The 22,509-nt window shown below is 32.9% G+C and carries 17 protein-coding genes and 1 other RNA gene; 13 read left to right on the top strand and 5 right to left on the bottom strand.

Annotated elements, in window-relative coordinates:
- Window positions 1–3: 3 nt before the first annotated feature.
- From NNH57_RS26240 to rny, 3 genes are all read left to right on the top strand, one after another.
- Window positions 4–294, top strand: a complete 291-nt coding sequence (locus NNH57_RS26240; protein ID WP_025667461.1) for a cell division protein ZapA — start codon at window positions 4–6, stop codon at window positions 292–294.
- Between the two features lie 52 nt (window positions 295–346).
- Window positions 347–453: non-coding RNA, 6S RNA (ssrS, locus tag NNH57_RS26235), on the top strand.
- Window positions 454–506: 53 nt separating this feature from the next.
- On the top strand, window positions 507–2,075 hold the full coding sequence (gene rny, locus NNH57_RS26230) for a ribonuclease Y (RefSeq protein ID WP_074409962.1): 1,569 nt from the start codon (window positions 507–509) through the stop codon (window positions 2,073–2,075).
- Window positions 2,076–2,140: 65 nt separating this feature from the next.
- On the opposite strand, the gene NNH57_RS26225 is transcribed toward rny, so the two are convergent.
- Together NNH57_RS26225 and NNH57_RS26220 are read right to left on the bottom strand one after the other, a co-directional pair.
- Window positions 2,141–2,530, bottom strand: a complete 390-nt coding sequence (locus tag NNH57_RS26225) for a hypothetical protein (RefSeq protein ID WP_108807601.1) — start codon at window positions 2,528–2,530, stop codon at window positions 2,141–2,143.
- 270 nt (window positions 2,531–2,800) lie between these two features.
- Window positions 2,801–5,359, bottom strand: a complete 2,559-nt coding sequence (locus NNH57_RS26220; protein WP_074409960.1) for an ATP-dependent Clp protease ATP-binding subunit — start codon at window positions 5,357–5,359, stop codon at window positions 2,801–2,803.
- A gap of 356 nt (window positions 5,360–5,715) precedes the next feature.
- Here NNH57_RS26220 and gyrA point away from each other — a divergent pair, with 356 nt between their 5' ends.
- On the top strand, window positions 5,716–8,259 hold the full coding sequence (gene gyrA / locus NNH57_RS26215) for a DNA gyrase subunit A (protein WP_074409959.1): 2,544 nt from the start codon (window positions 5,716–5,718) through the stop codon (window positions 8,257–8,259).
- A gap of 27 nt (window positions 8,260–8,286) precedes the next feature.
- Entirely contained in the window at window positions 8,287–9,576 is a 1,290-nt protein-coding gene (locus tag NNH57_RS26210) for a tetratricopeptide repeat protein (RefSeq protein ID WP_074409958.1), read from the top strand.
- Between the two features lie 118 nt (window positions 9,577–9,694).
- Here NNH57_RS26210 and pheT read toward each other — a convergent pair whose 3' ends face one another.
- Window positions 9,695–12,121, bottom strand: coding sequence for a phenylalanine--tRNA ligase subunit beta (gene pheT / locus NNH57_RS26205; protein ID WP_074409957.1), 2,427 nt, complete (start codon window positions 12,119–12,121; stop codon window positions 9,695–9,697).
- Between the two features lie 129 nt (window positions 12,122–12,250).
- Here pheT and NNH57_RS26200 point away from each other — a divergent pair, with 129 nt between their 5' ends.
- From NNH57_RS26200 to NNH57_RS26185, 4 genes are all read left to right on the top strand, one after another.
- Window positions 12,251–12,454 carry a hypothetical protein gene (locus NNH57_RS26200; RefSeq protein WP_074409956.1) on the top strand — a complete coding sequence of 68 codons (204 nt, stop codon included), beginning with the start codon at window positions 12,251–12,253 and terminating at the stop codon, window positions 12,452–12,454.
- A gap of 65 nt (window positions 12,455–12,519) precedes the next feature.
- Complete coding sequence (locus NNH57_RS26195) at window positions 12,520–13,182, top strand: hypothetical protein (RefSeq protein WP_074409955.1); 663 nt, start codon at window positions 12,520–12,522, stop codon at window positions 13,180–13,182.
- 77 nt (window positions 13,183–13,259) lie between these two features.
- Window positions 13,260–14,489, top strand: coding sequence for a peroxiredoxin family protein (locus tag NNH57_RS26190; RefSeq protein WP_108807603.1), 1,230 nt, complete (start codon window positions 13,260–13,262; stop codon window positions 14,487–14,489).
- A 138-nt stretch (window positions 14,490–14,627) separates the two neighbouring features.
- Window positions 14,628–15,728 (top strand): DUF2911 domain-containing protein, encoded by a 1,101-nt coding sequence (locus NNH57_RS26185; RefSeq protein ID WP_074409953.1) that lies wholly within the window; start codon window positions 14,628–14,630, stop codon window positions 15,726–15,728.
- A 74-nt stretch (window positions 15,729–15,802) separates the two neighbouring features.
- Here NNH57_RS26185 and NNH57_RS26180 read toward each other — a convergent pair whose 3' ends face one another.
- Both NNH57_RS26180 and NNH57_RS26175 read right to left on the bottom strand, forming a co-directional pair.
- Window positions 15,803–16,879, bottom strand: coding sequence for a DUF418 domain-containing protein (locus tag NNH57_RS26180; RefSeq protein ID WP_108807604.1), 1,077 nt, complete (start codon window positions 16,877–16,879; stop codon window positions 15,803–15,805).
- Between the two features lie 69 nt (window positions 16,880–16,948).
- Window positions 16,949–17,818, bottom strand: coding sequence for an AraC family transcriptional regulator (locus NNH57_RS26175; protein WP_074409951.1), 870 nt, complete (start codon window positions 17,816–17,818; stop codon window positions 16,949–16,951).
- A 194-nt stretch (window positions 17,819–18,012) separates the two neighbouring features.
- On the opposite strand from NNH57_RS26175, the gene NNH57_RS26170 reads away from it, so the two are divergent.
- The 4 genes from NNH57_RS26170 (at window position 18,013) to pta (ending at window position 22,481) form a co-directional block, all read left to right on the top strand.
- On the top strand, window positions 18,013–18,408 hold the full coding sequence (locus NNH57_RS26170; protein WP_108807605.1) for a lipocalin family protein: 396 nt from the start codon (window positions 18,013–18,015) through the stop codon (window positions 18,406–18,408).
- A gap of 13 nt (window positions 18,409–18,421) precedes the next feature.
- Complete coding sequence (locus NNH57_RS26165; RefSeq protein ID WP_132066048.1) at window positions 18,422–19,504, top strand: hypothetical protein; 1,083 nt, start codon at window positions 18,422–18,424, stop codon at window positions 19,502–19,504.
- A gap of 55 nt (window positions 19,505–19,559) precedes the next feature.
- Window positions 19,560–20,117: a porin family protein gene (locus NNH57_RS26160; RefSeq protein ID WP_159099187.1), complete on the top strand. Its 558-nt coding sequence runs from the start codon at window positions 19,560–19,562 to the stop codon at window positions 20,115–20,117.
- 270 nt (window positions 20,118–20,387) lie between these two features.
- The gene (gene pta / locus NNH57_RS26155; protein ID WP_074409947.1) at window positions 20,388–22,481 is read left to right on the top strand and encodes a phosphate acetyltransferase; all 2,094 of its coding nucleotides are present in this window, start codon (window positions 20,388–20,390) and stop codon (window positions 22,479–22,481) included.
- The last annotated feature ends 28 nt before the right edge of the window (window positions 22,482–22,509 follow it).

Here is a 22,509-nt window from a genome sequence, read left to right as displayed (position 1 = left end):
AATATGGCAGATAAGCTTAAAATTAAATTATCTATTGCAGATCGTGTATACCCGTTAACCATTAATCCGGATCAGGAAGAAGGTTTACGGAAAGCAGCAAAAAAGATAGAAGCCATGATAAAGCAATTTGAGCAAAGTTATGCAGTTAGAGATAAGCAAGATGTATTGGCAATGTGTGCTTTACAGTTTGCTGCACAAGTAGAACAAAAAACTATAGATAAAGATGATGACACGGTTAATGTGGCTAATAGATTAAATGAATTAAATAATTTGCTACATGAACATTTATCATAACGTTCTTTAAAATAAATAAGGTTACTGCCTGCACTAGTTGTTATTTTGATAAACTCAACAAGAATTAATTAAAAAGGGTGAGTTTAAGTTGTAAAAGCGCGCCGCCTTGAGCGGATTCTTGAGCAATTTGTTAGCCCTAAACCTGTTTTTACAGAGTTTATACAAAACCTTTGCTAGTGCAGGCTTTTTTTATATAAATACTAACACAAATTATGGATAATAATATTATATTTTTAATAGTTGCTGGGGTAGCAGGACTAATGATAGGATTTATCATTGCCAAAGTTCTGGAACGTAATAAAGCTTCAGAGATTATTAGAAATGCTAAAAAAACTTCCGAAAGCATTTTAAGAGATGCTAAAAATGAGGGAGAGACAATTAAAAAAGACAAGATACTTCAGGCCAAAGAAAAATTTATTGAATTAAAATCAGAACATGAAAAGGTAATATTGTCGCGAGATAAAAAAATGGCCGAAGCAGAAAAACGAACAAGAGATAAGGAATCTCAAGTTTCTAATGAATTATCTAAAAACAAAAAACTAAATATAGAGCTCGAGGAAAAAATTAAAGAAGGAGAGCAACGCAAGGACTATTTAGAAAAGAAACAAAGCGAACTTAAAAAACTTCATAAAAGTCAGGTACAACAACTTGAAGTTATATCGGGATTATCTGCAGAAGAAGCAAAAGAACAACTTGTAGAGTCTTTAAAAGGACAGGCAAAGACCGATGCTATGGCACTTATTCAAGATACTATTGAAGAAGCCAAGCTAACCGCACAACAGGAGGCTAAGAAGGTAATTATTAATACTATTCAAAGAATAGGCACAGAAGAAGCAATTGAGAACTGTGTTTCGGTTTTTAATATTGAAAGTGATGATGTAAAAGGTAGGATTATTGGTCGTGAAGGTAGAAATATTAGAGCTATTGAGGCCGCTACAGGGGTTGAGATTATAGTGGATGATACTCCTGAAGCAATAATTTTATCTTGTTTTGATTCTGTAAGAAGAGAAGTGGCTCGATTGTCACTTCATAAATTAGTGACCGATGGAAGGATTCACCCTGCACGAATAGAAGAAGTAGTAAGAAAAACAAGGAAACAAATTGACGAAGAGATTATTGAAGTTGGTAAGCGTACCGTAATTGATCTCGGGATACATGGATTGCATCCAGAACTAATTAAGACTATAGGTAGAATGAAATATAGATCTTCTTATGGTCAGAATCTTCTACAACACTCGAGAGAAGTTGCTAAGTTATGCGGCGTAATGGCTTCAGAATTAGGGTTAAATCCTAAACTAGCAAAAAGAGCAGGTTTACTACATGACATTGGTAAGGTTCCGGATACAGAAACGGAAGTGCCGCATGCTATCCTTGGAATGCAATGGGCAGAAAAATATGGTGAAAAACAAGAAGTCTGTAATGCTATAGGGGCGCATCATGATGAAGTAGAGATGACATCGTTAATTTCTCCTATCGTTCAGGTGTGTGATGCAATTAGTGGTGCCAGACCCGGTGCTAGACGTCAGGTATTGGATTCTTATATACAAAGGCTGAAAGATTTAGAAGGAATCGCTTTTGGATTTGATGGAGTGAAAAAAGCTTATGCGATTCAGGCAGGTAGAGAGCTTCGTGTGATTGTTGAAAGTGAAAAAGTGAATGACGAAAAAGCAGCTAGCCTTTCTTTCGAGATTTCTCAAAAAGTACAGACAGATATGACATATCCTGGTCAGGTTAAAGTGACTGTAATACGAGAGACAAGAGCAGTAAATATTGCTAAATAATATTTATAGAACTTAATAACATAATAAAGCGATACTGTATTATTACAAGTATCGCTTTATAGCTTTTATACTATTTTTTGATTCCTATATTTTTTGATCATATTATCTTTCCATTTTAGAGCTAACTCCATAGTGTCAAACTGTTTAAGCTCTTTGTTAAAGAAGGCTTTTTCAAGCTTTGTTTGTATTTTTTGTCTATGATCGGCAGATACTACCGCAAAACCAATCACATTTGAAATTTTGGCAGTTTCTAGATATACCGTTGGATTTACGGCATAAGAGTTAATGCGATGTGTGATATAAACAAAAGGTTTGTTTTTGAAATGTTTTTCTGTAATCAGTAGCAAAACATCGTTATGTTCTGGTAAGACTGTAATTCCTTCTTTCATTATAGCCTTTACATAATCTTCATATATCTCTATATGACAGAAATAGAAATTATATGAAGTGATCATCTATTATTTGTTAGCATTTTAGTACGTGTTTTAGATATGGAATAGGATAGAAATAGGGCTCTCTTTCTTATTTTATTATCGGTATAAGGTATGAAAAAAACATAAATTAGAAAGGGATTAGGAAAGTTCTAAGGTTATCTTATTATTGTTTTTTTTATAATTCTTGCATGATTGGGTTTAAGACTGTTACAGGTTTTTGATCTATATTAAAAGAGACTGTTACGTATAGATAACAGTCTCTTTTGTATTTGTTGTTTTATAAAAATTAAGTTAAGATTCGGTTGATTCTTCAGCTTTTTTAATAGTAATTGTTAATTCGCCAGAATCATCATCCATATCCATAAATATACTATCACCTTCTTCAAGTTGAGAGTTTATAATCTCTTCTGCTAAAGCATCTTCTATATATTTTTGAATAGCTCTTTTTAAAGGTCTTGCGCCATACTGTCTATCAAAACCTTTTTCGGTAATATAATCCTTAGCTTTTTCACTTAAGGAAAGGTCGTATCCAAGATCTTTAATTCGTCCGTATAGTTTATCAAGTTCAATATCGATAATTTTATGGATATCCTCTCGTTCTAATGCATTAAATACAACAACATCATCTACTCGGTTTAGAAACTCAGGAGCAAATGCTTTTTTTAATGCATTTTCTATTACTCCTTTAGCATAATCTTCTGCCTGGGTCTTTTTGGCAGAAGTTCCAAAGCCAACTCCTTGTCCAAAATCTTTCAGTTTACGAGCTCCAATATTAGAGGTCATAATGATTATGGCATTTCTAAAATCAATTTTACGTCCAAGGCTATCGGTAAGATATCCATCATCTAATACTTGAAGCATCATATTAAAGACATCGGGATGCGCTTTTTCGATTTCATCTAATAGAATAACTGCATATGGCTTTCTTCTTACTTTCTCGGTAAGTTGGCCTCCTTCTTCATAACCAACATATCCAGGAGGTGCTCCAATAAGTCTGGAAACTGCAAATTTCTCCATATACTCACTCATATCGATACGAATAAGTGTGTCTTCACTATCAAAGAGTTCTCTGGCCAAAACTTTGGCTAATTGTGTTTTACCAACTCCAGTTTGTCCTAGAAATATAAACGATCCAATGGGTTTATTAGGATCTTTAAGTCCGGCACGATTACGTTGTATTGCTTTTACGACTTTGGTAACGGCTTCATCCTGACCTATAACTTTACCCATAATTAGGTTGGGTAATTCGGCTAGTTTATTACTTTCAGTTTGCGCTATACGATTAACAGGTATACCGGTCATCATAGAAACCACATCTGCTACGTTTTCTTCATCAACGGTTTCTTTATGTAGCTTGGATTCTTTTTCCCATTGTTCTTGTGCAACACCAAGCTCTTTCTCGAGATTCTTTTCGTCATCTCTAAGCTTTGCGGCTTCTTCGTATTTTTGTTTTTTGACTACACTATTTTTAAGTTCTCTTACTTCTTCAAGTTTTTTCTCAAGATCGAGTACTTTTTTAGGAACATCAATATTGGTAATATGTACTCTAGAACCCGCTTCATCCAACGCATCAATAGCTTTGTCTGGTAAAAAGCGATCTGTCATATATCTATTGGTTAATTTTACACAAGCTTCAATAGCATCTGGTGTATAACTAACATTGTGATGTTCTTCATATTTTTCCTTGATGTTGTTAAGGATTTCTATAGTTTCTTCAATATTTGTAGGTTCTACAATTACTTTTTGAAAACGTCTCTCTAAGGCACCATCTTTTTCTATGTATTGGCGATATTCATCTAAGGTTGTGGCACCAATACATTGGATTTCACCTCTTGCCAAGGCTGGTTTAAACATGTTAGAAGCGTCTAAACTTCCTGTAGCACCACCTGCACCGACAATAGTATGAATCTCATCTATAAAAAGAATGATATCATCGTTTTTTTCTAATTCGTTCATTACTGCTTTCATTCGCTCTTCGAATTGTCCACGATATTTGGTTCCTGCAACTAAGCTTGCCAAATCAAGAGTAACGACTCTTTTGTCAAATAAAATTCTAGAAACTTTACGTTTTACTATTCTTAGAGCAAGCCCTTCTGCAATAGCAGATTTACCAACTCCAGGTTCTCCTATGAGTAGTGGGTTGTTCTTTTTACGTCTACTTAATATTTGGGATACACGCTCTATCTCTTTGGATCGTCCCACTACGGGGTCGAGTTTTCCTTCTTCTGCCATTGCAGTTAAATCACGGCCAAAGTTGTCTAAAACAGGAGTTTTAGATTTTTTGCCTGCTTTACTTCCTCCAGAAGGAGAGTTAAAAGGATTTTCCTTAGATGAATCACCTGTTAAATCATCATCATCTTCAGAGAAAGATTCTGCTTTTGGGTTATCTATATATTCTTCTTCGTTAGCAATCATAAACTTAAATTGGTCTTTAACATTATCATAATCTACTTTTAAACGATTTAAAAGTTTTGTAGTTGGGTCATTTTCATTTCTTAGGATACATAACAGAAGATGAGCAGTGTTAATAGAAGAACTTTGAAATAGCTTAGCTTCCAAAAAAGTAGTTTTTAATGCTCTTTCTGCTTGTCTAGTTAAATGTAAATTTTTTTTCTCGTTCGAGGCGACAGCTATATTTGGATTTGCGGGACTTAGGATTTCAACCTTCCTTCTTAAATTTGTTAAATCGATATCTAGCGCATCTAGAATATTAATAGCTTTACCACTTCCGTCACGTAGTAACCCTAACATAAGGTGTTCTGTGCCAATAAAGTCATGCCCTAATCTAAGAGCTTCTTCTTTACTGTACGCAATCACATCCTTTACTCTGGGCGAAAAATTATCATCCATAAAATTATTCTCTTTCTTTATAACTAAAATAGTAATTTTTAGAATTAAATTGACAAAAACTATTCCTTTTAATTAGATATTTTGACATTGGGATATTTTGTCATGCAATTTCAAGCTTTAAAAATACACACACCAGCTCTGAGACAGTGTCTATTATGGTTTTTTTTGCTTGTATTGGTAAATAGACAAAAAATGCATTAATAATCAAAACCTAAGATCACAGACTTATTAACGACATCTGCCCATACTATTGTTAATAAATTCCGTATATTACAGGGTAATTGGCTGTTAAAACCGTCTTAATTTACTTAAATTAGCGCGTTTAATTAATCAATTTTAGAATAAAATAATTTTTTATGGCTGATGGAGAAAAGCTTATACCTATCAATATAGAAGATGAGATGAAATCTGCATACATTGATTATTCAATGTCTGTTATTGTATCTCGTGCACTTCCTGATGTTAGGGATGGTCTTAAGCCCGTACATAGGCGTGTTTTATACGGTATGTATGAATTGGGTGTTAAAGCGAGTAGTGCCCACAAAAAATCTGCAAGAATTGTAGGTGAAGTTCTTGGTAAATATCACCCTCATGGTGATACATCTGTATATGATACGATGGTTCGTATGGCGCAAGAATGGAGTTTGAGATATATGTTAGTTGATGGCCAGGGTAACTTTGGTTCTGTAGATGGAGATAGCCCTGCGGCTATGCGTTATACAGAAGCAAGAATGCGAAAGATATCAGAGGATATGCTGGCAGATATCGAAAAAGACACTGTAGATCATACATTTAATTTTGATGATACTTTACAAGAACCAACAGTTCTGCCAACAAGGGTTCCAGGATTATTAATAAATGGAGCTTCAGGAATTGCAGTTGGTATGGCAACAAATATGCCTCCTCATAATTTAAGTGAAGTTGTTGATGGTACAGTTGCTTATATTGAGAATAATGATATCGAAATTGATGAATTAATACAACATATTAAAGCCCCGGATTTTCCTACAGGAGGAACAATTTATGGGTATGATGGTGTTAGAGAAGCTTTTAAAACGGGTAGAGGAAGAGTCGTTATACGAGCTAAAGCAAGTTTTGAAGAAGTAAACGGTAGAGAAAGCATAATCGTTACCGAGATCCCTTATCAGGTGAATAAAGCAGATATGATTAAAAAGACTGCTGATCTTGTTAATGATAAGAAAATCGAAGGAATTTCTACAATACGTGATGAGTCTGATAGAAATGGTATGCGTATTGTATATGTCCTTAAACGAGATGCAATACCTAATATAGTACTAAATCTTTTATATAAGTATACAGCTTTACAATCTTCTTTTAGTGTAAATAATATAGCACTGGTTAATGGAAGACCACAGTTGTTGAATGTAAAAGAAATGATTCATTATTTTGTAGAACACAGACATGAAGTTGTTGTTCGTCGTACAAAATATGAATTGAGAAAAGCTGAAGAAAGAGCTCATATTCTTGAAGGTTTAATCATAGCTTCAGATAATATTGATGAAGTAATTGCTTTAATTCGTTCTTCTGCGAATACAGAAGAGGCACGCGAAAAATTGATAAAACGTTTTGAACTTTCTGAAATACAGGCAAAAGCAATCGTAGAGATGCGTCTGCGTCAATTAACAGGTCTGGAGCAAGATAAATTACGTGCTGAGTATGATGAGTTGATGAAGACTATCGAAGACCTTAAGGATATTTTGGAAAAGAAGGAGCGTAGAATGCAAATCATTAAGGACGAGCTAGCAGAAGTAAAAGAAAAATATGGCGATGAGCGTCGTTCTCAAATAGAATATGCAGGAGGAGATCTTAGTATAGAAGATATGATCCCGGATGAAAAAGTAGTAATTACGATTTCACATGCTGGATATATAAAAAGAACTTCTCTTAATGAATATAAGAAACAAAATAGAGGAGGAGTAGGACAAAAAGGAAGTACAACACGTAATGAGGATTTTCTTGAACATTTATTTGTAGGAACCAATCATCAATATATGCTGTTCTTTACTCAGAAAGGAAAATGTTTCTGGATGAGAGTATATGAAATTCCGGAAGGAAGTAAAACTTCTAAAGGAAGAGCTATTCAAAATCTAATTAATATACATAGTGATGATAAAGTGAAAGCTTTTATCTGTACCCAGGATCTTAAAGACGAAGAGTACATTAATTCGCACTATGTCATTATGGCAACGAAAAAAGGTCAGGTCAAAAAGACATCTTTAGAGCAATATTCGAGACCGAGAACAAATGGTATTAACGCTATTACTATAAAGGATAATGATGAACTTCTCGAAGCTAAATTAACCGATGGTAAAAGCCAGGTAATGTTGGCTGTAAAATCGGGTAAAGCAATTCGATTCGAAGAAGAGAAAACCAGACCAATGGGACGTGGAGCCTCGGGAGTAAGAGGAATCAGACTTGCCGATGATAAAGATGAAGTGATTGGTATGGTAGCCGTTAATGAAATGGAAAGTAATATCTTAGTAGTTTCAGAAAATGGTTATGGAAAGCGCTCGAAATTAGAAGATTATAGAATAACGAATAGAGGAGGAAAAGGTGTTAAAACCATTTCTGTTACTGATAAAACAGGATCTCTGGTGGCAATTAAAAATGTTACCGATTTAGATGATCTTATGATTATAAATAAATCAGGAATTGCTATTCGACTTTCTGTAGAAGATTTACGTGTGATGGGACGAGCAACACAAGGTGTACGTCTTATTAATTTAAAAGGTAAAGATTCTATTGCCGCAGTAGCAAAAGTTATGCACGACGAAGATGATATAGATCAGGATGAAGATATAGAAGATGTTGATTCTTCTACAACAGATGCTGATAACACTTCAGATGGCACGAATATTGATAATGAAACAAAACAATAATTAAATCCCATTTTAAAAACTCAAGTAATGAAGACTAAATTTATCGTAGTACTATTTCTAGCTGTTAGTGCTTTTGGATTTTCTCAGAAGGAGAGTACTCCAAAACAAGCATTAAAAGCGGCAAACAAAGCCTTGAAATCTGGTAACATGGATGTAGCTAGTGAAGCATTGAAAGCTGCTGAAGGACAGTTAAACGCTGCTGATGAAAAAATGAAAGCGCAATATTATTTTTTTAAAGGCCAGGTTGTAGCTGCTTCTGCAGGTGAATCTTTAGAGAAAATTGAAAGTGCAGCGAGTGCTTATAGTAAAACAATCGAAATTGAAAAAGCCGCAGGAGGATCTAAATATACTGCTGATGCTTCTCAAAAATTACAATTGTTACGCCAATCCTTAGTTGAAAACGCAATTAAAGATCAGAATGCAAAAAACTATAAAGGAGCATCAGAAAAACTTTATTTAGGATATACAACCAATAAAGCTGATACAACATATTTATATTATGCAGCAAGTAATGCTGTTAATGATAAAGATTATGATACTGCTCTAAAATACTATAAGGAATTAAAAAGCCTTGGTTTTAGCGGAGTAAAAAAGGAATTTGTTGCAACGCATAAAGAAACAGGTAAGGTTGATGTTTTTGAATCGAAACAAATAAGAGACCTTTCTGTAAAAACTGGAGATTATATTAAGCCAGAAATTAAAACTTCTGAATCTAGAAAAGGAGAGATTGCAAAAAATATTGCTTTGATTTATATGAGTCAAGGAAAAGATGAAGAAGCAATAGCTGCTATTGAAGATGCTAAAAAAGAGAACCCAGAAGATTCTGCATTAAAGCAAGCAGAAGCTGATGTATACTATAAATTAGGAAATATTGCTAAGTATAAAGAAATCATGGAGCAGATCGTAGCTAACGATCCTGAAAATCCAGATTTACTATATAATTTAGGAGTTAGTGCATCTCGCCTTGGTGATAATGATCAGGCACTGGGTTACTATAAGAAAGCTTTAGAGCTAAAACCAGATTATACCGCTGCTCAAATCAATATTGCTTCTATAATTTTAAGTGGAGAAACTAAGATTGTAGATGAAATGAATGGATTAGGAACATCTTCAAGCGATAATAGAAGATATGATGAACTAACAAAAAAGAGATCAGAATTATATAAAACGGCAGTTCCTTACCTTGAAGGAGCTCTAAAAAGTAGTCCTGATAATGTAGAAGCTATTCGTACATTGATGAATATATTTTATCAGTTAGATGATCCTAAGGCTGGCGAAATGAAAGACAGACTTAAAGCTTTAGAAGGAGGCAACTAGTAATAAGAACTTTTCAATATTACAATATCATAAAAAAACCGGAATGTACATTCCGGTTTTTTTATGATATATTTTAAATAGTATTTGTAGAATAGTATCTTAAATTCGACACTGTTACTTACCTAAGTTCAGCGCCTAATTTATTTTCAAAATTGTACTGCAATTTGTTCATGATCTTATCGATTTGTTTATCGGTAAGTGTTTTATTGTCGTCCTGTAAAATGAAACTTACAGCATACGATTTTTTTCCTTTAGGAAGGTTTTTACCCTGGTACACGTCAAATAAGTTTACATCTTTTAGAATTTGTTTTTCGGTTTGCTTGGCGATAGTATGAATTTCTTCAAACTTTATAGAATCGTCTAATAGCAAAGCAAAATCACGACGTACTTCAGGAAATTTAGGAATACCTTTATACTTTAGTTTATTGTGTTTCGCATATTCTAAAATAACATCCCAGTTAAAATCGGCATACAATACTTCCTGAGAAATAGAGAAATGTTTAAGTACAGATTTTTTTAGTATTCCAAAATCTACTAATTGCGCTTTACCAATACTTAAAGAAAGCCCTTCAGTAAAAACATCGTTCTTTATAGGAGATGTTTTTAATCTTGTTAGCCCTAAACGTTCTAAAACAGAAAATACTATTCCTTTTAAATAAAAGAAATCACTTGCTTGCGGGCTTGCAGTCCAGGTTTCTTTAGACCTACTTCCAGAAACAATAATACTTAGATGTTTATTCTCTATTCTTTTATCTTCATAGTTATGATATGTTTTTCCAAACTCAAACAATTTAAGATCTGATCGTTTTCTATTACTATTATAGGATACAGCCTCTAATCCCGAAAATAACATGGATTGCCTCATTACTGCCAAATCATTACTAAGTGGATTTAGCATTTCTACATTATTCTCATTTTTAAGCTGTTCACTCAAGGCAATATAATCAGGAGAAGTAAGCGAGTTGGCTAACATCTCATAAAATCCCAGACCAACAAGTTGATTTGATATGGTATTTTGCACATTATAATCAGAGAACCTATCAATATTTGATATCGAAGCATTCAATTTTTGAGTAAAACCAATAGTATTATAACCGTATACTCTAAGAATTTCTTCTATTACATCAACTTCTCTTTGTACATCATTTCTGTATGCCGGAATGGTAAGACCTATTCCTGTCTCGGTCACGCTATTGATTTTAATATCTAATGAAGTGAGAATCCTTTTAATAGTATCTTGAGGTATTTCTTCACCAATTAACTTTGTAGTATTTTCAAAAGATAAAATCACCTGGAAATCTTCAATCTTTTTAGGATATAAATCCATGATTTCACTAGAAATATTACCTCCTGCCAGCTCCTGTATTAGTAGAGCGGCTCTTTTCAATGCGTATTCGGTGATATTTGGATCAATACCTCTTTCAAATCTAAAAGAAGCATCTGTGTTTAGACCATGTCGTTTTGCAGTTTTACGAATACTAATAGGATCAAAGTAAGCACTTTCTAAGAAAATTGATGTTGTTCTTTCTGTAACACCAGAGTTTACCCCTCCAAATACACCAGCAATACAAAGTGGTTTTACAGCATCACAGATCATAAGATCTTCTTGGTGTAATTCTCTTTCTACTTCATCTAGAGTTGTAAATTTGGTACCGGCATCAACAGTTTTTACTTCAATTTTATTCCCTTCAATATAGTGTGCATCAAATGCATGTAAAGGTTGTCCTAACTCATGTAAAACATAATTGGTAACATCTACAACATTATTTTTGGGAGTAATTCCTATCGCTTTTAATCTATGTTGCAACCAGGCAGGAGATTCTGCTACTTTAATATCAGAAATCGTTACACCGCAATATCTGGGTGCCATCTCATTATTTTTGACTTCGATATCAATTTTATTTAGCCTGTTTTCTACTCTGAAATTACTTACAGAAGGAGTAATAAGTTCTAGATTAAGGTCTTTTTGTAGTAGCCCTGCTTTGAGATCACGTGCAGTACCCAAATGACTCATTGCGTCTGCACGATTTGGAGTTAATCCAATTTCAAACACATAATCATTTTCAATATCAAATATGTCTGCAGCTTTAGTCCCTACAGTGATATCAGTACTTAAGACCATAATCCCGTCATGACTTTTTCCTAACCCTAATTCATCTTCGGCACAGATCATACCATGGCTTTCTTCACCTCTTATTTTTCCTTTTTTTATGACCCATTCTTCACCTTTATCATTATAAAGTTTTGTGCCAATAGTAGCAACAGGGACTTTTTGCCCAGCGGCAACGTTAGGAGCACCACAAACAATCTGAACCGGTTCACCATTACCTAAGTCTACTTTGGTAACTTTAAGCTTATCTGCATTTGGATGTTTCTCGCAATTAAGAACTTGCCCTATAACAACACCTTCTAATCCTCCTTTTACACTTTGATAGGATTCTATTCCTTCTACCTCTAACCCCAGATCGGTAAGGAGCTCTCCGGTTTTCTCTGCATCCCAATCGATATTAATAAATTGCTTCAGCCAGTTATATGAAATCTTCATTTGTGATCTTTCTAAATTCAGTTGGTAAAGATAATATATTGGGCAGAGGATACAAATAGTTGTAAGTATATCTATAAACAAAATTGTGGTATATTTATAATAGTTTTATTCTAACCAAATTTTAATATTATGAAAACAGGAATTAAGTTACTTACGATCATGTTCCTTTTCGGAATTATTTCTTGTACAGATAAGAAAAAAGAAGAGGAAGAAACCAAAGCAGTTGTAGAAAAAATAGAAGCGATTGAGTCTGAATTGGATCAGGTTTCTGAAGAAGTCGAGACCAAAGTAGAAGAATTAGAAGAATCTTTAGAAGATTTGGATGATATTTAAAAAGTCTTCTAGTAATAAACCTTCATACCCTTAATCATTTTAACACTAACTAAAAAAAAACTAACATGAAATTTATAAAACTAATATTGGTATTTGTTTTGATTTTCACTTTAGGAAATCAGGTGGTAATTGCTCAGGGAAAATCTCAAGAAGCAAAAGAAAAAATAGCTAAGAAAAAAGAAAAAGTTCAGGAAAAGGCAGAAAAAAAAGCAGAGAAAGCCCAAGAGAAGGCAGAGAAAGCTAGAGAAAAAGCAGAGAAAAAAGTTGAAAAACTAGAAGAGAAAGCAGAAGAAGCTAAGGATAAAGCTATTGAAAAGGCTGAAAAAGCAGAAGAAAAAGCCGAAAAAGCCATAGAAAAAGCTGAAAAGAAAATAAAAGGGAAGGCATATGGAAAAAATAAAGAGGGATTAACAGGTAAAGAATTTGGAATGGCCAGAGCCGAAGAGGCTAAAGACATGGTAAAAGAACGTAGCGAAGTACTGAAAAAGAATGAAGAAAGAATTACCAGAGGCAAAGCAAAAATTGAAGCTGCAAAAGAACGTCTGGTAAGAGCAAAGGAAAAAGAAGGAGAAGAAGCTTTAACTCCAGAAGAAATTGCAGAAAAAGAAGCTAAAATCAATAAAGCCGAAGAAAAGCTAAAAGCCTTAGAAAAATCAATAAAAAATGGAAAAGAAAAGGTGAAAGAAGGAAAAGAAAAATTAGAGAAATTATATGCAAAGGAGCAATAAAAACTTAATAAAATTATAAAAAGAGAATCGTCCGGTAAGTTTTGAGTAACTTTCCGGACTTTTTATACTATCAAATAATGAGAAAAACAGCCGTACTTATTCTACTTGTTGTCACTATTTTTTCTTCTTGTAAGAAAGATAAACCATCTGATTTGGTTGAGTTTAAAAGTGGCCCATGGAAAGCAACACTAGAAGTTAAGGATAATAAAAAGCTTCCTTTTCTGATCGAAGTAATGGATGATCAGACCTTAAGAATTTTTAATGCCGAAGAAACAATTAGTGTTGATGAAGTTATAATTAATAAAGATTCTATACTAATTAAGCTTCCTGTTTTTGAGGGATATATTGCCGGTCGATTTATAGACTCTATGACAATTTCCGGAAGTTTTATTAAAAAAAGCCTGGATAGAGTAGTACCATTTACAGCAAAATATGGTGAGCAGGATCGATTTGAAATTGTTTCAAAATCGAATTATGATATTACGGGAAATTGGGAGACAGTTTTTAGTAAAGACAATGAAGAAGACAGGTATATTGCCAAAGGTACTTTTAAACAAAATGGAAATATGGTTACAGGTACATTTAGAACAACTACAGGAGACTATCGTTATTTGGAAGGTGTTTTAAATAAAGACCAACTACAATTATCAACTTTTGACGGAGCTCATGCTTTCTTATTTACTGCACAGGTAACAGATAGTACACTAAGCGGTTACTTTTATTCTGGCAATCACTGGAAAGAACCTTTTGTAGCTAAAAGAAATGAAAACTTTAAGTTACCTTCTGAAGATTCATTAACTTTTCTGAAAGAAGGACATGATACATTAGAATTTAGTTTTCCTGATGTCGAAGGAAATCAAATTTCACTTACAGATGATCGGTTTAAAAATAAAGTAGTCATCGTACAAGTTATGGGAACCTGGTGCCCTAATTGTATGGATGAAACCAAATATTATGTAGAGTATCAGAATAAAAATAAAAATAATGGAGCCGAATTTGTAGCATTAGCTTTTGAATATGCAAAGACCAAAGAAAAAGCATTTAAATCGATAAAAAGATTACAACAAAAATTGAACATAACCTACCCAATTCTTTTGGCTCAATATGGAACTTCAGATAAGCAAAAAGCACAAGAGAAACTGCCAATGCTAAACCATGTGTTGTCATATCCGACAACTATTTTTATTGATAAAAAAGGGAAGGTACGCAAAATACATACAGGATTCAATGGCCCGGCTACAGGTCAGAAATATATAGATTTTAAAAAAGATTTTGAAGACTTTGTTAATCAGCTGTTAAAAGAATAACATGGTTTAACAATCAATTATGACTTTCTTTTTGAGTTTAACACTACCGTAACATTAGGATTGAGATATACCTCTTACATTGTTTAGGTTAGAAATTTAATTTCTCTAAGTGATAATAATTAATCAAAAAAAACAGTCATGAAACAATTCAACTTAATTACAACTTGTATTGTGAGCGCAATGATGTTGCTCTCAATTCAAACAAATGCACAACTTACCACTCCAGAAGGAAGTCAGCGAGCACAGGTAATGCAACGTGTAGGGATTACTAATATCACCATTGATTATGGGAGGCCAAGTGTAAAGGAACGTGAAATCTGGGGGAAACTAGTTCCTTATGGATATAATAACCTGGGGTTTGGAACATCTAAAGCAGCACCTTGGAGAGCTGGGGCTAACAGCAATTCGACAATAACGTTTACTCACGATGTTAAAATCGAAGGAAAAGACATTAAAGCAGGGACTTACGGGCTTCATGTTGCGTTAAAAGAAGATGGCGGGGCTACGGTTATATTTTCTAATAATTCTACGTCCTGGGGAAGTTATTTTTATGATGAAAAAGAAGATGCTTTGCGTGTAGATGTTAAAACCAAAGAAACAGCACATACAGAAATGTTAACCTTTTTATTTCCTAAAGTTGAAGCTAATAGTGCTATAGCAGCATTGAGATGGGAGAAAAAGGAAATTCCTTTCAAGATCGAAGTCGATGTGAAAAATGTAGTAATGAAAGGTATTAAAAATGATCTTCGTAATTCTGCTGGTTTTACTCAAACAAGCTGGGATAACGCTGCGAATTATGCTTTTAATGCAGGTGAGTTAGATCGGGCATTAGAATGGGTTAATGCATCTATATCGGGTAATTTTTTTAGTAAAGAAACTTTTGCTAACCTATCTCTTAAATCACAAATTTTGGCTAAGCAAGGAAAAACAGGTGAAGCTATGACTTTTGTAGATAAAGCAGCTAAACTAGGAAGCACTGCACAGATTTTTAGATTAGGGACAGGGTTAATAACCTTAGGACAAAAAGATAAGGCACTTGTCATTTTAAAAGATAATGTAAAAAATAGTAAAGGTGCATGGCCATCTAACTATGGATTAGCAAAAGCATATTCGGCAACGGGAGATTATAAAAATGCTATAAAAGCGATAAACACATCACTAGGTAACGCTCCTGATCGATTTAAAGGAAGACTTAACGGCGATTTAGAAAAACTTAAAAAAGGCCAGGATATAAATTAGGATTAATCTATAACAAACAATAAAGACCGTCTAAGTTTTATTAGACGGTCTTTATATTTTTATTCTATAGACCCTTAATCGGTTAATTTTCGCATTATCCATTCAACAGGACCATATTTTGCATATTTTTTACTAATCATTGAAAAAATAACACATGCTATACAAAAGAACAAGGCGTATAAAAACGAAAAGTTTATAGTATACTCTCCCATTTTTGAAGGATTGATAATTTCTATACATCCCATTCCTATGATAACATGTGCTATATAAAAAGTTAAAGCAAGTTGTCCTGTGTTTTTTAGAATACCTATAAAAGTAGTACTCTCATATTTTTTTGAAATTAGAATACAAAAAGAAATAAGAAATATGGCTATACTACTCCCAGAAACCATGTATAGAGGTAATGGAGGCATAGGATCTGTTCCAAGAATTGGAGTTAATTCTGTGATAATTTCTTGATCTCCCATAGAAAAGAATACAATTGAGAAATATGACATTATCTGTACTACTATAAATACAGAAAGACTAACCCACAATGCTTTTGTAACTACTCTAGTATTATCTAATTCCATTTTACCAAACCACATTCCTATAATCATAAATGCACTCCATGGAATGACAGGATGGAAACCATTAAAAAAAAGATTTTTTAAAAAACCTTTTACTGTCCATAGATTTGTATACTCCATTTTAGTATAATCCCATCCACTATCATAATTCCATAATATCATGAGTATAGGATATAATATAATCATTCCTATTGCTATTGATACTAGTGTTTTTGGATTACTTTTTATTAAAAATATTGCCAGCAATATGTATATCGCATAAAAGTGTAAAATATCTGCTTGCCAGATTGTTGAATAGGATATACCAATTAAGAAAAGAAATAGAGCTCTTTTAAGAAGTTTATTTTTGTTTCTGTTTAACGCTTCTTCATTATTTTGATGTATCGCATTTTTTGTTAGTAATGAAATTCCTACACCTGCCAGAACTACAAAAGTTGCGGCTGCTTTTCCATCTAATACTCCTAAAAAAGTATTCAAGAGAAGGTTGCCATGATTTCCAAATACCATTTTAAAATTAACGATAATCATCCCAAAAATAGCCAATGCTCTTGCTACATCTATTCCGATAATTCTTTTTTGCATAGCACTCTGTTTTTGCAAACAAATTTAGATGAGCAGCTTCGAAGCGTTATTGTTCAATACAGACAATTATTATTTTACAGGAATATAAATCTCGGTAAGGAGTTCTTTTTTAGGAGTATTAGATTCGTCATTAAGATAAAACTCTAAAGTTGGTTTGTCTTCAAACTCTAACTGTACTTCGGTTATCCAGTACCCATAGATCAAATTATAGGTGTCTGTAGAGCTCTCATGACTACCTTTGTGTATGAACTTAGCATATTTTTGCTTGGGTATATGTTTGGTTTTAAATAACCCTTTTAGAGAAAAATCTATTTCTTTTTCTAGTATAATTCCGGCATTATATCGGCAATGTAAAGTATCGGTGATTGCGTCATCATCTAGTATTTCTCCCAATATAATTGTTTCATCTTTTAATAAGCTATGTTTTGACGCATATGAGATCAATTGTTTCCAGGTTTTCTCTATTCCTTTAATATTTTCATAGGACCCTTGATAAGTTAAATATAAAATATCAAAACCAGGAATTTCTTCGATTTCATACTTAAGAATTTGTTCTTGAGTATTTTCTAATGGGAAGATGGCTTTTTGAGTAATGTATTCTTTGATTTTGTTCGAATTTCGAAAAGAAGAAGGAGAGCTTTTAAACTGCTTTTTGAAGGCTTTACTAAAAGCGGCAATGTCACTATATCCAATTTCATGGGCAATATCCGAGATATTCTCGGTTGAAAATTTTAGATATTCTGCTGCCTTTTCTAGTTTTATCCTCTTTATGTATTGTCCTATAGTTTCGTGATGTAATGCAAGAAATATTCTATTTATATTTCGATACGAATAAAACGATATGTCTTCTATTTCTTTTTTACTGATTTCATTTTTAAACCTTTCTTCTATATAGAGAATTAGTTTTTTATAACGTTCCAGTTGTGTTGGATTTCCCATGTTTTATCATTTTAGAGGAAAGGTACTACGAAATAGTAATTTTTGAGTTGTCTTTTTAGGACAATTAAATATGTTATTTCTAGAGTAAAATAAGAATTTTAAGATCATATACAGGTCATATTTTTTTGTCTTAACAGGACAAACAACATACGATTCATGCTTACTAGTTTTGGCTAAAATTTTAAGAGTAAGATATGAACAGCAAAATAAACATAACAATTCTAACGACGATATTATTCACTTTTTCGTTTCATAATATCGGTGCACAAACCCTGAATAAGAATGCTTTCCTAAAGAAATGGAATCTGGATACTTATAAGACCGGAGTTAAGAAATACCCACCATCCAAAAAAGAAAGAAATGATTATATCCTTTTTAAAAAGGATATGACCTTTATCTCTATGTCTGAAGGAAAAAAAGAGAGTGGTGTCTGGATGCTAAATACTAATGGAGGTTACATAATGATGACTGATGACAAAAGAGAGACCGTAAAGGCATACATCATCACTTTAACATCCAGAGATTTAGTGTTGTATTTTGATATTGAGGAGATTAGGGGAATAGAGGTTCATTATAGTTCTAATTTATAAAATCAAGTTTATAATGAAGCATATCTGGAATATATCAATGTTTTTCTTGTCTTCTATAGTATTGTCTCAGGAAAACATAACCTTAAAAACCATTCCTTTTCATACAGAAAACGTATCGATATCTATAGCACAGGTTTTTGATATTAGAAAAAAGAAAAACTTAGGACTAGGAACTAATAGACATGGAGAAAAAGTCATTTTTCAATTGTACCCAGATGCACCAACGGCTATTCTGAATTTTATGAAAACTTCTTTTTCGCAAACCAAAGACGCAAAACCAATATTTATAAAAATTAAAGATTTAGAAATTCAGCAATCACAAAGTAGTATAAGCCATATAACAACGAGGGTGTATATTAACTTGATTTTTTATGAAAAAGAAAATGATAAACTGCAAAAGCTTTTTGATGTACAGCATTATGAAGATGAAACTTTTGCTATATCTAATACATCAAAAATATTCGAAACCTACGAACAAAGAATCAGAGCTGCATTAGAATATTGCTCCTTAAGTTTTATCAATACTTATAAAAAAAGAAGCAAACCAGAATCTATATCAGGAAATCTACAAACCAGTGTAGAAGATGTTTTTTATAAGAAATCAGAAATGAAGAAAGCAAAACGATTAGGGAAATGGTTTGATATGTTAACATATAGGAAAGTATACAGCAAACATAAAGAGGGGTGGAAAATGAGTTATATCGGTTTTGCCGATAGTGATAAAGACTTCATCATGCCCTTTGTAATATCTTATGATAAATATAGTATAAAACGGAGTTCATTACTCAACAAGAATTACACATCTGTTGATGCCTTTAGTATAGGAGGTGGTTTTGATGGGTATTTAAAAATAATACCTGGCTTATATGCTAATATAGGTGTAGAAGTACCTTTAGGGCTTGAAATCACCAAAAAAATAGAAGGCAAAAAACGACATAATTTTCTTATCGGGATAAGCTCTAGACAGGGAATAAAAATTATCCCATGGAAAGAGTATGGTATTGTGATTGGAGCAGGTGTTTTTCAACAAATACAAACTTCTAAGGTGTACACCAAAAACTTTGGGTTTGAGCTCGAACTAGGGGTTAATTTTTAATCTGAAAATCACTTTCAGAACAATAATGTATTCAATTAAAACAAATAAATCAAAAATGAAGAAAACAATTAAATTAATGTTATGTACAGTGTTATTGGGGATAATAACTATAAGTGCACAGGAAAAGCAAAATGGGATAGAATTTGGAATTAAAGCAGGGGCTAATCTAACGGAATTTAGGAATACATCTTCTAAATTTAAAATAGGAATAATGGGAGGAGTGTTTTCTCAATATAGACTATCCGAAAAATTAGCAATTCGGTCCGAAATACTGTATTCTGCCCAAGGAGCTAAATCAAAAAATAATTCTGGAAAAATAAAATTAAACTATATTAATGTGTTACCTGCATTGATAAAATTCTATCCCATTAATAAGTTAAGCCTCGAAGCGGGACCTCATGTAGGATATTTGTTAGGGGGCAAAGGAGGAGGTTTTGTTAAAAGTAACTTTAAGAAAATCGATTACGGAGTAGCTTTGGGTATAGGGTATTTGTTAACTGATAATTTAGAAGTTGGAATTAGATATAACCTTGGATTGGCAGATATTACCAAACAAAATAATACATCGCTTAAAAACTCTGTGTTTCAAGCAGGTATATCTTTTAAATTGTAATATGTATAATGATTGGATTGATCAAATTAATCGTAGCATATGTTATAGCATGTATTGTATAAAGGCTTTAAAAGCAGAAAAGACATGAATTAAGGTGTCAAAAAGTTATAGGATATAATAAAAGGTTTAGTGTAATTCTAAACCTTTTTTGTTGAAATGAAAATCGAATTGTTAATATTATAAGACTATGATAGAAAGAAGTTTTATTATACAATGATCTTATGTTAAATTACGGTATTAACGTATCTTTGTACTACCAAATTGTTATACATGAGTAAAGCCGTTTATATTGCTACTATAGAACCTAATAGTGGTAAATCTATTGTTGTTTTAGGTATGATGCGTATGCTTCTGGGTAAAGTAGCCAGAGTAGGGTATTTTAGACCAATTATCGACGATCCTAAAGAAGGAGAAGTTGATAATCATATTAATACTGTAATATCGCATTTTGAATTAGATATTAACTTCAAAAAGGCCTATGCGTATACTAGAAGTGAAGTACTTCAAAAATACAACCAGGGTAAATCAGGAGAAATTATAGATGAGATTATCAGGAAGTATAAAAACCTTGAAGAAAGATTTGATTTTATATTAGTAGAAGGTACTGATTTTTCTGATGAAGGTAATATTATTGAATTTGATATTAATGTTATTATAGCAAAAAACCTGGGTATCCCGGCAGTTATAGTAGCAAGCGGAATTGATAAGCAAAATGATGAAATTGTTAGTAATCTAAAACTGGCATATGATACTTTTAATAGTAAAGATGTAGAAGTTTTGGCTATGGTAGCAAATAAGGTTACCCAAGGTTGTGAAAAGCAATTAGAAAATAGTTTTGAAAAAGATTTTGGGAATAATGTCGATCGTATTATTATCCCCAAAATTAATTCTTTGATTAATCCTACTATCAAAGAGATTGTAAACGAATTAGAAGGGAATGTGTTGTTTGGTAAAGAATACCTAAATAATCAGGCTGGTAGTTTTGGAGTAGGAGCTATGCAATTACGTAACTATCTTACACATCTTAAAGATAATAGTCTTGTCATTACTCCCGGAGATCGTGCAGATATCATTTTAGGGGTATTGCAAGCAAATATCTCTGATAATTATCCTAAGATTTCGGGGATTATACTTACCGGAGGAATTATTCCCGAACCACCAATACTTAAATTAATAGAGGGTGTTTCCTTATCTTTTCCCATTATATCGGTACCTAGTGGTACATTTTCTATTACCAATAAAATAGGAGCAATTAAGTCTAAAATCTATCTGGATAATCTACAAAAGATAAATACTTCGATTAGCATATTCGAAAAATATGTTAATGAGGATCGATTAGCAGATAAACTAATTACATTTAAGTCAGAAGGGTTAACCCCCCGAATGTTTCAATATAATTTATTAAGACGTGCTCTAAAACATAAAAAGCATATTGTTCTTCCAGAAGGATCTGATGAAAGAATTTTAAGAGCTACCTCTAGACTATTAGCTTCTGGAGTTGTGGATATTACTTTAATCGGAAACGAAAAGAAAATAAAGAGTAAAGCTACAAAACTGGATATTCCGATAGATTTTGATAAAATACAGATTGTTTTCCCTACAGAATCTCCTTATTATGATGAGTATGTACAAACATTTTATGAGCTAAGAAAGCACAAAAACGTAAATCTGGATATGGCCAAAGATATGATGGCAGACGTATCCTATTTTGGTACGATGATGATATACAAAGGGCATGCAGACGGAATGGTATCGGGAGCGGTACATACTACACAACATACAATTAGACCAGCGTTACAATTTATAAAGACCAAACCAGGAGTAAAAGTTGTTTCTTCTGTATTCTTTATGTGCTTAGCAGATCGGGTATCAGTCTTTGGTGATTGTGCAATTAACCCTAATCCTAATGCAGAACAATTGGCAGAAATAGCAATTTCTTCTTCAGAATCGGCAGCAGCTTTTGGGATCGAACCAAAAGTAGCTATGTTATCATATTCGTCGGGAACCTCTGGTAAAGGAGAAGATGTAGAAATAGTTAGAGAAGCAACTGCCATTGTAAAGGAAAAACATCCTGATCTAAAAATAGAGGGACCGATACAATATGATGCAGCAGTAGATTTAGAAGTTGGACAAAGTAAATTACCAAATTCTGAGGTAGCAGGTCAGGCAAGTGTTTTGATATTTCCAGATTTAAATACAGGAAATAATACCTATAAAGCTATTCAACGAGAAACAGGAGCATTAGCTATTGGCCCCATGTTACAAGGATTAAATAAACCCGTTAATGATCTAAGCAGGGGATGTACTGTTGATGATGTGTATAATACCGTAATTATAACAGCAATTCAAGCTCAGGGATTATAAACAGAGTAAAGAAATATCTGATTTTTGA

This window comes from Aquimarina spinulae, from assembly GCF_943373825.1.
GTDB lineage: Bacteria > Bacteroidota > Bacteroidia > Flavobacteriales > Flavobacteriaceae > Aquimarina > Aquimarina spinulae.
Note: the sequence above shows the minus strand (reverse complement) of the source record. Positions and strands in the feature narration are given on the sequence as shown.

Bases quoted from the DNA above. Each gene is read 5' to 3' on its own strand.
- pta (WP_074409947.1), top strand. From the start codon at position 20,388: ATGAGTAAAGCCGTTTATATTGCTACTATAGAACCTAATAGTGGTAAA.
- NNH57_RS26160 (WP_159099187.1), top strand. From the start codon at position 19,560: ATGAAGAAAACAATTAAATTAATGTTATGTACAGTGTTATTGGGGATA.
- NNH57_RS26165 (WP_132066048.1), top strand. From the start codon at position 18,422: ATGAAGCATATCTGGAATATATCAATGTTTTTCTTGTCTTCTATAGTA.
- NNH57_RS26180 (WP_108807604.1), bottom strand. From the start codon at position 16,879: ATGCAAAAAAGAATTATCGGAATAGATGTAGCAAGAGCATTGGCTATT.
- rny (WP_074409962.1), top strand. From the start codon at position 507: ATGGATAATAATATTATATTTTTAATAGTTGCTGGGGTAGCAGGACTA.
- NNH57_RS26225 (WP_108807601.1), bottom strand. From the start codon at position 2,530: ATGATCACTTCATATAATTTCTATTTCTGTCATATAGAGATATATGAA.
- gyrA (WP_074409959.1), top strand. From the start codon at position 5,716: ATGGCTGATGGAGAAAAGCTTATACCTATCAATATAGAAGATGAGATG.
- NNH57_RS26220 (WP_074409960.1), bottom strand. From the start codon at position 5,359: ATGGATGATAATTTTTCGCCCAGAGTAAAGGATGTGATTGCGTACAGT.
- pheT (WP_074409957.1), bottom strand. From the start codon at position 12,121: ATGAAGATTTCATATAACTGGCTGAAGCAATTTATTAATATCGATTGG.
- NNH57_RS26210 (WP_074409958.1), top strand. From the start codon at position 8,287: ATGAAGACTAAATTTATCGTAGTACTATTTCTAGCTGTTAGTGCTTTT.
- NNH57_RS26175 (WP_074409951.1), bottom strand. From the start codon at position 17,818: ATGGGAAATCCAACACAACTGGAACGTTATAAAAAACTAATTCTCTAT.
- NNH57_RS26170 (WP_108807605.1), top strand. From the start codon at position 18,013: ATGAACAGCAAAATAAACATAACAATTCTAACGACGATATTATTCACT.
- NNH57_RS26240 (WP_025667461.1), top strand. From the start codon at position 4: ATGGCAGATAAGCTTAAAATTAAATTATCTATTGCAGATCGTGTATAC.
- NNH57_RS26185 (WP_074409953.1), top strand. From the start codon at position 14,628: ATGAAACAATTCAACTTAATTACAACTTGTATTGTGAGCGCAATGATG.
- NNH57_RS26195 (WP_074409955.1), top strand. From the start codon at position 12,520: ATGAAATTTATAAAACTAATATTGGTATTTGTTTTGATTTTCACTTTA.
- NNH57_RS26190 (WP_108807603.1), top strand. From the start codon at position 13,260: ATGAGAAAAACAGCCGTACTTATTCTACTTGTTGTCACTATTTTTTCT.
- NNH57_RS26200 (WP_074409956.1), top strand. From the start codon at position 12,251: ATGAAAACAGGAATTAAGTTACTTACGATCATGTTCCTTTTCGGAATT.